Genomic DNA, 14,515 nt, shown 5'->3' on the forward strand with positions numbered 1-14,515 from the left:
CATGCCGTCAGCTCCGGACCGTCTCATCTCTTTCAGAAGTGGCTGAGGCCAGCTGGGGTGCGACTGCAGCGGCGCTCGCCGTGCGGGCGGTTGTTCGGAAAGACGCCTGATACAATCCATGTCCCTCGCGCAGAACAGCCTGCGCGTCAGCGGTGAACTCGCCGCCGGGAAGATGAAGCGTGAGGCCAGCGAGCATCCGCGATCCCGCGCGCCCGTCCAGCCGCCCGCGAAGAAGGGTCAGCTTTGCTTCCTTTCCCGCCTCCGGCCATAACGGGATGATCTCGACGCTGCCTATTCCATGCGCCTCGCACGCCGCCAGAGCGGGGGCCAGCAATTCGGCGGGCAGGGCGAGCGTCAGCGAGCCCTTTGGTTTCAACAGACGGGCGAGGGCGTTCACCCAGGCGGGAATCGTGTCGGGTCGCCTTCGTCGGGCCTGATCCCTACGGGTTTCGGACGACGCCGTGGCGTCGGGCCGCCACCATGGCGGATTGGCGAGCGCATGGTCGAACCGGGTCGTCCCCATCGCGCCGAGGCGTTCAGGCAGGCTCGACGCGAGGATGTCTTCTTCGATAGCCGTCAGGCGCGAGCGACCATTGGCGGTAAAATTGGCGGTGGCGAGGGCGGCAGTGCCGGGATCGATTTCCACACCTACGCCAGTCAGGTCGGGAATCCGCTCGGTCAGACATAAAAGCCCGGCGCCAGCGCCGCATCCCGCCTCGATAACGCGCTCTCCATTCCGCGCGGGAGTCAGCGCCGCCATCAGGACAGGTTCAAGCCCGGTGCGATAGCCGTGGCGGAACTGTCGATAGATCACGCGTCCGCCGAGGAGCGTTCCATCGGATATTTCATCCGGGAAGGCCTCGTGACCCACGTCGGAGGCTGAGCCTGCGTTCGGCTCGCCGCGCTGCGCCAGATGCGGTCCGGCGGAGGGGTAAGGCGAAGAGGTCACAGCTTGACCGTCCATTGACCGCCGCTCATATGGTTGCACCAACGGGCGTCCTGCATCGGGAGAAAATCGTTTGCGCGCTGCAGCCAATCCTTCTGCGACTGATCGCGCCGGAAGTCCCGCCGTCGATACCCAGTCCGGCTCCGGGATCGCGTCGACAGAAGGAAAGGACGCGAAACATACAATGAATTCTGGCGAAGAAGAGGCGACTGCTCAAGAGGGCGTCCATGACGGAGAGACGGCGCTGAGGGCGCTGGCCGACTATCTTGCCGAGGATATGAAAGCTTGCAACCGCGAGATCGTCGCGCGGATGCAGAGTGAAGTCCCCTTGATTCCGCAACTGGCTGCGCATCTGGTCGCAGCTGGCGGCAAGCGGCTGCGTCCTCTGCTGGTGCTGGCTGCGGCCCGTCTGGCCGGGTACGACGTTCAGGGCGACGATATGCGTCATGTAGGCGTCGCCGCCTGTGTGGAGTTCATCCACACGGCGACGTTGCTGCATGACGACGTCGTCGACAACAGCCAGCTCCGGCGCGGCCTCGCCAGCGCCAACGCGGTCTTTGGCAACAAGGCTTCGGTTCTGGTCGGAGATTTCCTGTTCGCCCGCGCGTTCCAGATTCTGACCGCCGACGGTTCTCTACCGGTTATGGCGATTCTCTCTGCCGCGTCGGCGACTCTCGCAGAGGGCGAGGTCATGCAGATGACCACCCAGAACGACCTTTCCACCACGGTCGATCGCTATCTGCAGGTCATTTATGGCAAGACGGCGGCCCTGTTCGCCGCCGCGTGCGAAACCGGCGCCGTCGTGGCTGGCGCGGACGAGCACGCGCGCGCAGCCTTGCGCGATTACGGCGCCAATCTCGGCATGGCGTTTCAACTCGTCGATGACGCTCTGGACTATGCGGCCGATCAGGCGGTGCTGGGCAAGGCCGTCGGCGACGATTTCCGCGAAGGCAAGGTCACGCTTCCGGTGCTGGCGGCCTATCACGCTGGAAATGAAGAAGAGCGCGCTTTCTGGGTCAAGACGATCGAGGACAACGAGTCGCAGGTCGACGCCGATCTCGACCGGGCGCTCGACCTTATCGCGAAAACGGACGCGATCGGTGTGACGATGGCGCGCGCGCGCGATTACGCGGAGAAGGCGTGTCAGGCGCTCGAAGGCGCCCGTATCTCGGGCGGCGACGATAAGCTGGCGGGCCTGTTGGTGGCCGTCGCGCGCTATACGGCCGTTCGCTCCAGATAATCCGATTCACAGTCAGGCGCCGTCGTCTGGCTGTTGGATATTTCACGGGCGATATGCCGCAGTGCATTTCGCTCGGACGCTCCTGACGATCACCCATCGATCATGCGGCGGCAGTCGCTGGCGAATTGATCTGCTTCGGTGAAAGCGGAGAGGGCGAGCGCAACTCTTGCCCAGGCGGCTCAATTCTTCGTCGCCGTGCGCGGCTTTGCGCGCTCGCCGCCGTTCAGCGGTTAATTCACCCACGAATTAGCGATTTGTCGGTTCAGGAGTACTTGTCGGTCAGGCGCTTCGCGTGATCCGTGCGGAAGTCCGCGCTTAATCGAGCGTTTCTGTCAGACTGAACGCCGTCATGGAACATCAACCAGTCGGAAAAAGGCCCAGCCACGCCAATAGACTGGCTTCACATCCGCGAAACAACGCAAACGGCCGCGGTTCCAGCATTCCTCCACTGAGCATGGGTTCAAAGGAAATGCTCGAATCCCTATTCAATCGAGCATCTGCACCGCCTCAAACGATCCCATTTGGCCGAGATTCGCTCTCGGTCTTTTCGGAGCGAACCCGCGTGTCCCGAGCAGGCCAGATTTCTACTGCCGCATAGCCGCAGCTGGCGAGACCGCGAGTCAGCGACGAGGGGCGCTCGGGCTGAGCGGTGAACCATGCCCGGCCTGTTCCTCCCACGTCTTCAGCGCCGCCTTCTGGTTTCGCGCCATCTGATCTGCACTCGGTTGTCAGGACCGTAGCGGTGCGTCTGGCGACAGCGTCCGCAGGATCCAGCCACGTCACCTCTGGCGGCGCCGCCTGCCGCAAGGCGTCGAGCAAAAACGTGTAGTGCGTGCACCCTATGCCGACTGCGTCGATCCGGTCTCCGTTCTGTTGTTCGAACAGGCCGCGCAGTTCGCGGGCGATGACAGCCGGGTCGGCGGCTTCGCCCCGAAACGTCCGCTCGGCCATGTCCGCAAGGTGGCGCGCGCCGTGCGCGATCAGAACACAGTCCGGGGCGTATTGCTCCCGCAGGGCGGCGACGTAGGGTCTGCGCACAGTGGCGCGTGTCGCCAGAAGGCCGATGACGCGGGTTTGGCTCAACCGCGCCGCCCAGCGTATCGGCGGCACGCAGCCGACGAACGGGATGGTGGGGCAGGCGGCGCGCAGGCTGGCAAGCGCGAGCGTGCTTGCGGTGTTGCACGCGACGACTACGACGTCGGGGTTCAGGCGCCGCACGGCGTCGCTCAGAAGCGCCACGATATGGCGGATCAGCGTTTCGTCTTCCTGTTCTCCATAGGGAAACAGGGCGTTATCGGCGAGGTAGTCGATCCGTGCGCCCGGCAGGCGGTGGCGGAGGGCCGCGACGATCCCGAGCCCCCCGATGCCGGAATCGAACGCCAGCACGCGAAAGCGCGAAAAATCGTCGGGCAGGGAGATGGAAGGTTCGTCCATGGCGTCGCGCGGCGTCGAGGGTTGAGACCGGCGCGCCGGGGCGCGCCGCCGTGACGTCAGGAGTCGCGCGCAGTCTTCAGCGCGAGGGCTTCCTCAAGGCTGCCGACGCCGCCGTGCTTCGCGGACCACGCGCACGGATCTTCGAGGAAGCGCCGGACTTCGGTAGCGGCTTCTTCCGAGAAATACGGACGCTCGGCGCAAGCCTCCAGCACGTCCCACCAGGTGCACAGCGAATGCAGCGTGATGCCCATGTCGGACAACGTGCGATGGGCGCCGGGGAACACGCCGTAGAAGAAGACCACGAAGGTGTGATGGACGATCGCCCCGGCGTCGCGAAGCGCCTTGGCGAAGCCGATCTTCGATGCGCCGTCGGTCGTCAGATCTTCGACCAGCAGGGTGCGCATGCCTTCGGGCACGTCGCCCTCGATCTGGGCGTTGCGCCCGAAACCTTTCGGCTTTTTGCGGACATACGCCATAGGCGTCATCATGCGGTCGGCGAACCATGCGGCGAACGGAATTCCCGCCGTTTCTCCGCCGACCACCGCGTCGATGCTTTCGTAGCCGACATGGCGACCGATTTTCTCGACGCCCAGCTCGACGATTTTGGCGCGGGCGCGCGGGAAGAAGATGATGCGGCGGCAATCGATGTAGACTGGGGATTTCCAGCCGGAGGTTAGTGTATAAGGATCCTCGGGTCGGAAATTGACTGCCTTGATTTCAAGAAGAAGACGCGCAGTCGTGAGAGCGGCGTCGCGATCCCAAGCCGATGCGTCATTGCCCAGAACCGATTCCTGTCCGATCATGTTTCCCATGCCCCTCTATCCTCGCGCGCCTGCCGACGTCGTCGTGGCATAGACGGAGATGGGCGGAAAATCCATCGCCGCGCCCTTGAAACGCGGCTCAAAGGGGTAAGGCTGGCGATCGGGAGCGCCGATGAGATGGAGAAAGAGGGTTCAGCCAGGGCGAGCCGCCCGACCGCCATGGCCAGACATATTGCGCCCGACGCCGCAATCTGGGTGATCGAAACCGTTCGCGCGGGGCAGGTGGGGCAGGCTCACGCTCTGGCGGGAAGGCTCGGCAACTCTTTTCGGCGCGTGCGCGATGTGGCCACGGCCGAAGCGGATGGACAGCCGCCGCATCTCATTCTGACGTCAGGGGTCAATGGCGGTCTGGCCGGCCTCACCCTGGGGAGGCGTTTCGACGCGCCGGTCGTCCATTGCGCAAGCCAGTTCGCGCGGGTCACGCGCGGCAGGCCCTTCGATATGACGATCGTGCCGTCCGTTCGCCCGCGCGACCTGCGGGATGATCGCGTGATGTCGGTCTTTGGCCCGCTGACTCCGGTGTCGCCGATGCTGTTCGACCGGGCTCGCCGTCTCTGGAGCGAGCGCCTCGACCATTTGCCGGAACCGAGGATCGCCGCCGTTCTGGATTCAGGCGCGCATATGACCCCGTCGCTGGCTAATGAAAGCGCGCGGCGCCTCGCTCTCATGGTGCAGGACCATTATGGCTCGGTCCTCCTTTCCGTCGCGGATGGGGTCTCGCGGGAGGTCGCCGACTCGTTCGTCGCAGGACTTGGTTCCTGCTTCAATCTCGTCTGGCGGCATGGGGAGCCGGACGACGATCCGACGCTGGGCTTCATGGCCTGCTCCGACGCCGTGGTCGTGTTCTGCGGGAGGCCCGCGACGCTTGTCGATGCGGCGGCAAGCGATCTTCCCGTGTTCGTCGGGGAAGCGCCGGGGCTGTTTGGCACCCGTAACGCAATCGTCAAAAATTTGATAGCCGCCGATTATGTGCGGGTGCTGGACGAAGGATTTTCGCCTTGGCCCAGGCAACCGCTGGACGAAGCCGGGCGAGCTGCGGCGTTTCTTCGTCAGCGCTTTGGGCTCTGAGCGCGCCGGGCATGCACGCGGCACGCGGTTGCCATACTTCAAGAGACTTGCGCCCGACGAAGCATTTCCATTAAACTGACGTAAGTTGCAATTAATTCTCAGTTTAAGGACTCGCTCCGTGGTCGTTGAAACCAGCCGGATTGCCCGCAAGTGCGAGCGCGCAGTGATCACCGCCTATCAGGAGCTGAAAGTGGTGGGAATTAATGAGGTCTCGGCGTTCAATGCCTGTACGACCCTCTATCGTATCCACCATCCCGAGGCTTCGGTGAACGAGGCCCGCCGTCTGGTGTCAGAGTGGATAGACCACCATATCGTCCGGCAGGCTCCGGGCCAGACCAACGGGTGCGACTGCCCCTGATCGGCGAGTCCCTTTTGGGAGCGCTTTGGCGCGGCGGGCTTCGGCCCGTCGCGCTTTTTTTGCCGATTACGCACTGGGGCTCCCGTAGGGTGAGCGGGGCGGACTTTCTACGGCTTTCGCTGGACCACACGAAGATGGCGCGTTCTCTTGGCGCCCGACTTGTCAGGCGATGGAGCGAATGGAGTTCGCCTGCTGGGGGTCAGGGGTCAGGGGTCAGGGCGGGGCGCCGTCAAAAGACGCCAGTTCAACGGCGGTGCTCAGCTGCCTTTTTAGTGAAGCATCTCCATCCGCCAGCAACGAGCGCGCCAAGGAAAGCTATGCCCGGACCAACTGAGCCCGAATGGACTTTATGGAGGTGTGTAGGCCCTTCGCATGTTCCAAAGTAAGATGGCCGCCTCCAGAACATGCGCCATAAACGCGAAAGGCGCGCCCGTAACCGGCGCGCCTTGTCTGAAAAGCGGTCCCGCCAGCCTTTTAGGGCGGACGGGCAGGGGCAACGATCAGCCGCGCTTCTCGACAGGGACGTAATCCCGACGTCCAGCGCCAAGATAGAGCTGACGAGGGCGGCTGATGCGCTGGCCGGGCTCCTCGATCATTTCCTTCCACTGGCTGACCCAGCCGGTGGTGCGCGCGACGGCGAAGAGAACGGTGAACATCGAGGTCGGGATGCCCATCGCCTTCAGGATGATGCCTGAATAGAAATCGACGTTCGGGTAGAGCTTGCGCTTGACGAAGTATTCGTCATGCAGGGCGATATTTTCCAGCTCGACCGCCAGTTCCAGCAGCGGATCGTCGGTGATGCCAAGTTCGGTCAGAACCTCGTGGCAGGTCGCCTGCATGATCTTCGCGCGCGGGTCGAAGTTCTTGTAGACGCGGTGCCCGAAGCCCATCAGCTTCACGCCGCTGTTCTTGTCTTTCACCTTTTCGATGAAGTCAGGGATGTTCTCCTTCGAACCGATCTGGGCGAGCATCTTCAGCACCGCCTCGTTCGCGCCGCCATGAGCGGGCCCCCACAGAGCTGCGACGCCCGCGGCGATACAGGCGAACGGGTTGGCTCCCGTCGATCCGGCCATACGCACGGTGGAGGTCGAGGCGTTCTGCTCGTGATCGGCATGCAGGATCAGGATGCGATCCATGGCGCGCGCCAGAACCGGATTGATCGTGTACGGCTCCGAGGGGCGCGCGAACATCATCGACAGGAAGTTTTCCGCGTAGCTGAGGTCGTTGCGCGGATAAACGAAGGCTTCGCCAATTGTGTATTTGTATGCCCATGCGGCGATGGTCGGGATCTTCGCGATCAGGCGCATAGCGGCCAGTTCGCGGTTCTCCGGCTTCGAAATATCGTTGGCGTCAGGGTAGAACGCGGCAAGCGCGCCGACCGTGCCGCACAGGATCGCCATCGGATGGGCGTCGCGGCGATAGCCGTTGAAGAAATTGCGGATCTGCTCGTGCAGCAGCGTGTGGTTGGTCAGGGTGCTGACGAACGCGGCGTATTCCGCCTTGTTCGGCAGTTCGCCGTTCAGCAGCAGATACACAAGCTCGGGGAAGGTCGCTTCGGTGGCGAGCTGCTCGATCGGATATCCGCGATGCAGGAGAACGCCTTCATCACCGTCGATGAACGTGATCTTGCTCTCGCAGGAAGCGGTCTCGCCGTAACCCGGATCGAATGTGAAGACGCCCAGATCGGCGGTAATGCGGCGGATATCGACGACATCCGGTCCAAGAACGCCCGTAAGAACCGGCAATTCGGCTGTTTTGTTTCCAAGCGTGATTGTGGCGGGTTGTCCCGTCACCCCGGTCTGCGACGCGCTCATGGTGATACTCCTGCAACGATCCTGCCACCAACCGGTTGTACGGTTGGTGACGCTCCCCCCGGTTTTCCCCGATCAGAGATAAAACAGGAAGTCGAAGACGGGCGCTCAGTAGCTCACCTTGTTGCGAGGCAGGCCTCTGAGAGCGTTTTTCGGCTCAACTTTGCGAGAACGATTCCAGCCAGGACGTCTTCGGTCCCAATCCGGCCCATGCCAACGCGATTGATTCCCGCTCCTCCGCCTCTACGCGGAAGGTGGCCAGGGTCGCGAGCGCAAAATCGGAATCCAGCGCCGCCTCCACGCCGTTGAGATAACGCGCGAGAGCCGGGAGGCCAGGATTGTGGCCGACGAGCAGGATCGTATGAACGGAGTCGCGGATGGCTCGTAAACGGGCCAGCAGTTCGTCGGGCGCGGCGAGGTAGAGCGTCGGCTCGATTCTGATCTCTGGCCGGGCATTGCGCCCGAAGGGCAGCAATCCTGCATAGGTCTGTCTGGTGCGCAGCGCCGGACTGCAGAGCACCAGATCCGGGATAAGCCCGGCGCGGCGCATGCTTTCGCCGCGTTGCCGGGCGATCTGGTGGCCTGCGGCCGTCAGGGGGCGCGCCAGATCGGCGTCGCGTCCGAGATCGCCGCCTTCGGGCGGCGCGGCCTCGGCATGGCGCAGGAGCAGCAGACGATGGGCGACGGGTTTCACGGCGCCTCGCCTGCTCCAGACAAAGCCTGTCCCTGATTTCGGTCTCGGGCGATGGCTTCGTGGTGGCGTATGACCTCACGAATGATGAAGTTCAGGAATTTCTCCGCGAAATCCGGATCCAGTCGGGAACTGGCGGCAAGCGTGCGTAACCGCTCGATCTGCCGCGCTTCTCGCGCCGGGTCGGCGGCCGGCATGCTGCTCCGGGCTTTCAATTCGCCGACCGCCTGCGTGCAGCGGAACCGCTCCGCGAGGATCGAGATCAGCGCGGTGTCGATATTGTCGATGCTCTGTCGCAGTTCGGCGAGTCTGGCGGCGGCGTCCGCCCCATCCGAAAATCCGGCGCCGGTTGGCTCGTTTGTCGTCGCGGTCACACCTGCCCCGTGTTCTTGAAACGTGAAAAACGGCGCATTTCCCGTGCCGAAAAGGCGGTCGGAAACGCCTGCCCATTCATCACGCGGACAAGCCTTCTGTCAAAGCCGACGACCCAGCGCCACGCATCAGAATCCTTGTGGCGCGGCGCCGTGGGAATCGCGCGGAGAGCCGTGGTCGAAGTAGGGTTCCGGCGCGGGATAGTCAGGGGTGTGGGGATCTTCCGCAGGCAGGTCGATCCACGCGAGATGCCCGCCTTTGCCAGCGCCGGTATCCACGAATACGGCGGTTCCGCCGTTTCGTCCGTGCTTCACCCAGGGGCGTCCATCTGTAGAGCGACGGTCGTGGCCACAATAGACAGTGTATCCGGCGGGAATGTGGTCCACCCAGTTCAGGCGCCGCTCCGGGTAGCCGTCCGCCTGAGTGCGTCCCACCACTTCTCCGAACATCGCGCGTGAGAGGACCGGCGTGACGCCGTCGAGACCGCCGGGCGCATCCTCGACGAGCATGCGTGTGTGGAAGGCGCCGTGTACGAAGACGCGGCGGCCAAGCCGCAACCATGTGGGCGCAGCGGACAGCATTGGGACGACGATATCCAGCACGTCCGCGTTTTCAGGGCGGGTGATTTGGGCGAGAGTGGCTTCGACGACAGGATCGCGCCGCAGTTTACGCCCGAGCAGAGCCCGGCCCAGCTTGCGATCATGATTGCCGAGCACGAAGACGCCCCGACGCTCCTCTATAACGGACGCCATGAGCCTCAGCGCGCCAGCACTGTCGGGGCCGTAATCCACCAGATCGCCAAGCTGCACGACGAACCGATCCGTCGCCGTCGCATGGCGGAAGGCGGCTATATCGCCGTGCACGTCCCCCACCACCCGCACGGGGCGGCCGGCGATTAGTCGCGCGAATGAACTGCTTTCACTCATCGTTTGCCCACCGCCTCCTAGCCTATGGATATAAGCCGGTATTATTCCAACGGCAGCCCCTAAAGACGGTTCGCGGGTTATTTATCCGGCTGCGGCGGACAGACAGCATGCTTCCGCCCCGACATCCTTTTAAATTGGGCTCGATATGCCTCGACGGAAGATGGCGAGGCGCTCAAAAATTGATTGCGTCGCCAGCTAACCGCCCGAGGGAATGCGTAGCGATCTGTGGAAGCTCACGCTCCCGTCAGAGTGCGCACAACCATGTGACGCGCATACTGAGCCGAATTGCGACTAAGTGTTAGCTCGACGGTCGTAGCGGAATGCGCGCGTCGGCAGGTGACAGGGGCATTGGCGGGGCTCGGCAGAGTGTCCCGGCTGGTGACTTCGCAAGCTTGTCGAGCGTGCGCGCCGGCGGCTGGACAAACGATGTGGGACGGGACCGCCTTTCATGACTGATCGCATCCGCAGCCAGGCGCTGCGCGCCAAAGAAAAACCTGCCGCAGCCGCAGCCGAACTGATTGGCAATGGCGCTACGCTGGGAACCAGCGGCTTTACCGGCGCAGGATATCCGAAAGCCGTGCCGGGCGCTCTGGCCGAACGTATCGCCGCAGCGCACGAGAAGGGCGAAGAGTTCAAGGTGCGTCTGGTGACGGGAGCCTCCACAGGCCCGCAGATGGACGGCGCGCTTGCCAAGGTGCACGGCGTTTCGTTCCGTTCGCCGTTCAACACCGACGCCGCGATGCGCAACAACATCAACTCGGGCGAGACCGAGTATTTCGACACCCATCTGGGTCAGGTCGCGCCACGCTCGATTCAGGGCAATTACGGCGAGTTTGATTTCGCCATCGTCGAGGCGACGGCGATCACGGAAGACGGCGGCATCGTACCGAGCTCGTCGGTCGGTAATTCGCAGACCTTCCTCGACCTCGCCAAGAAAGTGATCATCGAGGTCAACGAGTGGCAGCCTGCTGGCCTGGAAGGCATGCACGACATCTGGCGCGGCAATGTCAGCGCGCCGCCGCCGCGTGACATCATTCCGATCACGACTGCAGACCAGCGCATCGGCGAAGGTGCGCTGAAGGTCGATCCGGAAAAGATCGCGGCCATCATTCGCACCAATGACCCGGACCGGAACGCGCCGTTCGCTGCGCCGGACGACAATGCGAAGGCGATCGCCGGTCACCTGCTCGAGTTCCTCAAGCATGAAGTGAAGAAAGGCCGTCTGCCTCCGTCGCTGCTGCCGCTTCAGTCAGGCGTCGGCAACGTCGCGAACGCGGTGCTGGAAGGCCTGAACGATGGTCCGTTCGAGAACCTGATGGGCTATTCAGAAGTCATTCAGGACGGCATGCTGAAGATGCTCGACAGCGGAAAGATGAAGATCGCGTCCGCGACGTCCTTCTCGCTGAGCCCCGACGCGGTTAACGAGATCAACGATCGCATCGACTTCTTCCGCACGAAGATCATCCTTCGCCAGCAGGACGTGAGCAACAACGCCGAAGTCATTCGCCGTCTGGCCTGTATCGCGATGAACGGCATGATCGAGGCCGACATCTACGGCAACGTGAACTCCACGCGCGTCATGGGCACGCGGATGATGAACGGCATCGGCGGTTCGGGCGATTTCGCGCGTAACTCCTTCCTGTCCATCTTCCTGTCCACGTCGACGGCGAAGGAAGGCAAGATTTCCGCGATCGTGCCGTTCGCAGCCCATGTCGATCACATCATGCAAGACAGTCAGATCATCGTGACGGAGCAGGGGCTCGCGGATATGCGCGGTCTCGGCCCGGTCCAGCGTGCGGAAGCGGTGATCGAGAACTGCGCGCACCCGGATTACAAACCTGCCCTGCGTGACTACTTCGAGCGTTCGAAGAAGGACTCCTACGGCAAGCACACGCCGCATCTTCTGAACGAAGCCCTGTCCTGGCACCAGCGCTTCGTCGAAACCGGCACAATGATGCCGTCCTGAAAAAGCTGTTTGGGCTGGCGGGTAACGCCAGCCCAGCCCGCTAAGTCAGTCGCTTGCTTACCCATCGGAGCGTTGGCCAGCTTGCGTTCCGTCTATTCTGTTCGCTCGTCGCCGATTTGCCCGCCGGCCGCCCATGAGGATCGCCTTGATCGGTCTGGGCCGCGCCAAAGTCGGTTTAGCCTCAGTCAGTCGAGGTGACTGGCCGGACGGGGGTTTTTGGTCCTAACGTGCAGCTTCGCCACACCATTTCGGGCGTGGCCTTCGTACCCCAAGGCGTGCTTCGCGCCTCAAGAACAAAGAGCTGGAAAAGCGACCATGACCACCGGCGCAGACCGGGCGACGGGCTTTGGCGACAACGCCGAGGCATTGTATCGCCGCGTCACCCTTCGCATCGTTCCCTATATTTTCGTCTGTTACCTGTTCAATTACCTCGACCGTGTGAATGTCGGCTTCGCCAAGCTGCAGATGCTCGACGCTCTCGGCCTGAATGACGAGCAGTTCGGGCTGGCGGCAGGCATCTTCTTCATCGGATATGTCTGTTGCGGCGTTCCGGCGAACATCGCATTGCAAAAATTCGGCGCCCGGCGCTGGCTGTCTATCATCATGGTCGTCTGGGGAGCGTTGTCCGCCAGTCTGGCGTTTGTTCACAGCGCGACCGCCTTTTACGTCCTCCGCTTCCTGACCGGCGCGGCGGAGGCCGGGTTTTTCCCCGGTCTGGTGCTCTACCTGACGCGATGGTTCCCGACTGATCGCCGGGGACGCGTGATGGCGCTGTTCATGGCGGCGATTCCGCTGTCTGGCGTCGTGGGCGGTCCGCTTTCCGGGTGGATCATGGCCTCGTTCGGGGGCGGGGCCGCCGGAGCGCCGGGCGGTGTAGGCGGCTTGCAGGCGTGGCAGTGGCTCTTTCTGCTGCAGGGCGCGCCGACGGTGGCGCTGGGCGTCGGTGTGGCCTTCATCCTGAGCGATGACGCGAAGCGCGCGCGATGGCTGTCATCAATGGACCGCGCAGCGCTGGAAGGGCGATTATCAGCCGATGCCGCCGCACAGGCGCCCGCTCAGCGCGCAGCGAATTTTGGCGACGTCTTACGCAGCCCCTGGATATGGGCGATGGGGCTGGTCTATTTCTGCGTGCAGGGCGGGGTTTACGCGATCAATTTCTGGCTGCCGTCGCTTGTGCGGGCGAGCTTCGGTGAGGATCTGCAACTGGTCGGCTGGCTGAGCGCCGCCCCCTACGCCGTGGCCGCAGCGGTAATGCTTCTCGTCGGGCGCTCTGCGGATCGCACGCAGGAGCGGCGGTGGCACCTCGCCGGGCCGATGTTGCTGGCGGCTGCGGGACTTTTGACAGCGGCATGGACCGGAGGCGCCCATGCGCAGGACCCGACGATCCGTTTCGTTGCTTTGCTCGGGATGTCGCTGGGCGCCTCGGGCGCGTTGACCGGGCTTGCGATGTTCTGGCCGCTTGCGTCCTCGTTTCTCGGCGCGGAGGCTGCGGCGGCGGGGCTCGCGCTGATCAACTCGATGGGGCAGGTCGCCGGGTTCGTCAGCCCCTATCTGGTCGGATGGATCAGCCACGTTACGGGCGGACCGGGCGACGCGTTGGTGGTTCTGGCTGCGCTGATGGTTGCTGGCGTCGCCATCGTCCTTCGCAGCCCGGTGGCTGGCCGAACTGGCCGTGCGGCGTGCGCGATTTTCGTTGGACGTAAAGCAGGGAACGAAACGAGATGAAGATTGCGATCATCTGCGATTCCTTCAAGGAGAGTCTCTCCGCGTTGGAGGTGGCCGATGAGATCGAGGCGGGGTTCCGTCTCGTCTGGCCTGACGTCGTCTGCGTGAAGTCGCCTGCGGCTGACGGCGGTGAAGGGACTGTTGCGGCGCTGGTCGCTGCGACCGGCGGACGCATTGTGCGGACATGCGTTACGGGTCCGCTGGGCGATCCTGTAGAGGGGTTCTTCGGCGTCACGGGCGACGGCCGGACGGCCATCATCGAGATGGCTGCGGCTGCAGGACTTGAACTGCTGCCGTCGGAACGCCGCGATCCACTCCGAGCGACGACGCGCGGCGTGGGCGAACTGTTTCGCGCGGCGCTCGACGCCGGGTGTCGGCATATCATCCTTGGCCTTGGCGGCAGCGCCACGAATGACGGCGGAGCCGGCTTCGCGCAGGCGCTGGGAGCGTCGCTCCTTGACGATTCGGGGCGTGAGGTTGAAGCGGGCGGCGCGGCGCTTGCGCGGCTTGCGCGGATAAGTCTCGATGAGCTGGATCCGCGTCTGGCGGAGACGCGCGTCGATGTGGCGTGCGACGTAGACAATCCCCTGACTGGCGAGCATGGCGCATCGGCGATCTTCGGACCGCAGAAGGGCGCGACTCCGGCAATGGTAGGCGTTCTGGATGCGGCGCTGAGCCATTACGCCGTGCGTATCGCAGCCGATCTGGGGCGCGATGTGGCGTCCGTTCCCGGCGCGGGCGCGGCGGGTGGCATGGGCGCTGCGGCGCTGGCTTTTCTTGACGCGCGCATGCGCCCCGGCGTCGAAATCGTGATGGAGGCGCTCGGCGTCGCGGAGATCGTCGCGGACGTGGATCTGGTCATTACCGGCGAGGGACGGATCGACGGCCAGACGGTGCGTGGCAAGACGCCCGCTGGCGTTGCGCGGGTGGCTCAGCAGGCCGGCAAACCGGTGATCGCAATAGCCGGGTCTCTCGGCGCGGGCGTCGACGACGTCTACGCGGCGGGCATCGACGCCGTTTTCTCGACGATGCAAAGGCCCGGATCGCTTGGCGACGCTCTGGCGGAAGCTCGCTCTAGCTTGCGCCGGACAGTGCGCAACGTCGCCATGGCGATCAAGCTGGGACGCGGGTTTGGCGATAAGGCAGTGGCTTGACCG

At 63.8% G+C, this 14,515-nt stretch carries 13 protein-coding genes; 6 read left to right on the forward strand and 7 right to left on the reverse strand.

The annotated features are described in order from the left end of the window. Window positions 1-7: 7 nt before the first annotated feature. Window positions 8-964: a tRNA1(Val) (adenine(37)-N6)-methyltransferase gene (locus tag J2D73_RS07510; RefSeq protein ID WP_243429765.1), complete on the reverse strand. Its 957-nt coding sequence runs from the start codon at window positions 962-964 to the stop codon at window positions 8-10. A 166-nt stretch (window positions 965-1,130) separates the two neighbouring features. Here J2D73_RS07510 and J2D73_RS07515 point away from each other — a divergent pair, with 166 nt between their 5' ends. After that, window positions 1,131-2,186, forward strand: a complete 1,056-nt coding sequence (locus J2D73_RS07515) for a polyprenyl synthetase family protein (RefSeq protein ID WP_207881132.1) — start codon at window positions 1,131-1,133, stop codon at window positions 2,184-2,186. Between the two features lie 507 nt (window positions 2,187-2,693). On the opposite strand, the gene J2D73_RS07520 is transcribed toward J2D73_RS07515, so the two are convergent. Beyond that, complete coding sequence (locus J2D73_RS07520; RefSeq protein WP_207880993.1) at window positions 2,694-3,620, reverse strand: glutamate racemase; 927 nt, start codon at window positions 3,618-3,620, stop codon at window positions 2,694-2,696. Window positions 3,621-3,676: 56 nt separating this feature from the next. Further along, window positions 3,677-4,432, reverse strand: a complete 756-nt coding sequence (locus J2D73_RS07525) for an orotate phosphoribosyltransferase (RefSeq protein ID WP_207880994.1) — start codon at window positions 4,430-4,432, stop codon at window positions 3,677-3,679. A gap of 126 nt (window positions 4,433-4,558) precedes the next feature. Here J2D73_RS07525 and J2D73_RS07530 point away from each other — a divergent pair, with 126 nt between their 5' ends. Further along, complete coding sequence (locus tag J2D73_RS07530; protein WP_207880995.1) at window positions 4,559-5,509, forward strand: ELM1/GtrOC1 family putative glycosyltransferase; 951 nt, start codon at window positions 4,559-4,561, stop codon at window positions 5,507-5,509. 118 nt (window positions 5,510-5,627) lie between these two features. After that, complete coding sequence (locus J2D73_RS07535; RefSeq protein ID WP_026396699.1) at window positions 5,628-5,867, forward strand: hypothetical protein; 240 nt, start codon at window positions 5,628-5,630, stop codon at window positions 5,865-5,867. A gap of 500 nt (window positions 5,868-6,367) precedes the next feature. Here J2D73_RS07535 and gltA read toward each other — a convergent pair whose 3' ends face one another. From gltA to J2D73_RS07555, 4 genes are all read right to left on the reverse strand, one after another. After that, window positions 6,368-7,681, reverse strand: a complete 1,314-nt coding sequence (gltA, locus tag J2D73_RS07540; RefSeq protein WP_207880996.1) for a citrate synthase — start codon at window positions 7,679-7,681, stop codon at window positions 6,368-6,370. A gap of 154 nt (window positions 7,682-7,835) precedes the next feature. After that, window positions 7,836-8,372, reverse strand: a complete 537-nt coding sequence (locus tag J2D73_RS07545) for a SixA phosphatase family protein (RefSeq protein ID WP_341535048.1) — start codon at window positions 8,370-8,372, stop codon at window positions 7,836-7,838. Further along, window positions 8,369-8,743, reverse strand: a complete 375-nt coding sequence (locus J2D73_RS07550) for a chorismate mutase (RefSeq protein ID WP_207880997.1) — start codon at window positions 8,741-8,743, stop codon at window positions 8,369-8,371. The genes J2D73_RS07545 and J2D73_RS07550 overlap by 4 nt, the downstream gene beginning before the upstream one ends. 126 nt (window positions 8,744-8,869) lie before the next feature. After that, entirely contained in the window at window positions 8,870-9,667 is a 798-nt protein-coding gene (locus tag J2D73_RS07555; RefSeq protein WP_207880998.1) for a metallophosphoesterase, read from the reverse strand. Between the two features lie 448 nt (window positions 9,668-10,115). On the opposite strand from J2D73_RS07555, the gene J2D73_RS07560 reads away from it, so the two are divergent. From J2D73_RS07560 to J2D73_RS07570, 3 genes are all read left to right on the forward strand, one after another. Next, the gene (locus tag J2D73_RS07560) at window positions 10,116-11,633 is read left to right on the forward strand and encodes an acetyl-CoA hydrolase/transferase family protein (RefSeq protein WP_207880999.1); all 1,518 of its coding nucleotides are present in this window, start codon (window positions 10,116-10,118) and stop codon (window positions 11,631-11,633) included. A gap of 315 nt (window positions 11,634-11,948) precedes the next feature. Next, window positions 11,949-13,358, forward strand: coding sequence for an MFS transporter (locus J2D73_RS07565; RefSeq protein WP_207881000.1), 1,410 nt, complete (start codon window positions 11,949-11,951; stop codon window positions 13,356-13,358). Then, the gene (locus J2D73_RS07570) at window positions 13,355-14,512 is read left to right on the forward strand and encodes a glycerate kinase (RefSeq protein ID WP_207881001.1); all 1,158 of its coding nucleotides are present in this window, start codon (window positions 13,355-13,357) and stop codon (window positions 14,510-14,512) included. The genes J2D73_RS07565 and J2D73_RS07570 overlap by 4 nt, the downstream gene beginning before the upstream one ends. The last annotated feature ends 3 nt before the right edge of the window (window positions 14,513-14,515 follow it).

It is taken from the genome of Acetobacter sacchari (assembly GCF_017377715.1).
In the GTDB taxonomy this organism is placed as follows: domain Bacteria; phylum Pseudomonadota; class Alphaproteobacteria; order Acetobacterales; family Acetobacteraceae; genus Acetobacter; species Acetobacter sacchari.

Excerpts from the sequence above, each read along its gene's own strand:
- J2D73_RS07510 (WP_243429765.1), bottom strand. The coding sequence starts at position 964 with ATGGACGGTCAAGCTGTGACCTCTTCGCCTTACCCCTCCGCCGGACCG.
- J2D73_RS07515 (WP_207881132.1), top strand. The coding sequence starts at position 1,131 with ATGAATTCTGGCGAAGAAGAGGCGACTGCTCAAGAGGGCGTCCATGAC.
- J2D73_RS07520 (WP_207880993.1), bottom strand. The coding sequence starts at position 3,620 with ATGGACGAACCTTCCATCTCCCTGCCCGACGATTTTTCGCGCTTTCGC.
- J2D73_RS07525 (WP_207880994.1), bottom strand. The coding sequence starts at position 4,432 with ATGGGAAACATGATCGGACAGGAATCGGTTCTGGGCAATGACGCATCG.
- J2D73_RS07530 (WP_207880995.1), top strand. The coding sequence starts at position 4,559 with ATGGAGAAAGAGGGTTCAGCCAGGGCGAGCCGCCCGACCGCCATGGCC.
- gltA (WP_207880996.1), bottom strand. The coding sequence starts at position 7,681 with ATGAGCGCGTCGCAGACCGGGGTGACGGGACAACCCGCCACAATCACG.
- J2D73_RS07555 (WP_207880998.1), bottom strand. The coding sequence starts at position 9,667 with ATGAGTGAAAGCAGTTCATTCGCGCGACTAATCGCCGGCCGCCCCGTG.
- J2D73_RS07560 (WP_207880999.1), top strand. The coding sequence starts at position 10,116 with ATGACTGATCGCATCCGCAGCCAGGCGCTGCGCGCCAAAGAAAAACCT.
- J2D73_RS07565 (WP_207881000.1), top strand. The coding sequence starts at position 11,949 with ATGACCACCGGCGCAGACCGGGCGACGGGCTTTGGCGACAACGCCGAG.
- J2D73_RS07570 (WP_207881001.1), top strand. The coding sequence starts at position 13,355 with ATGAAGATTGCGATCATCTGCGATTCCTTCAAGGAGAGTCTCTCCGCG.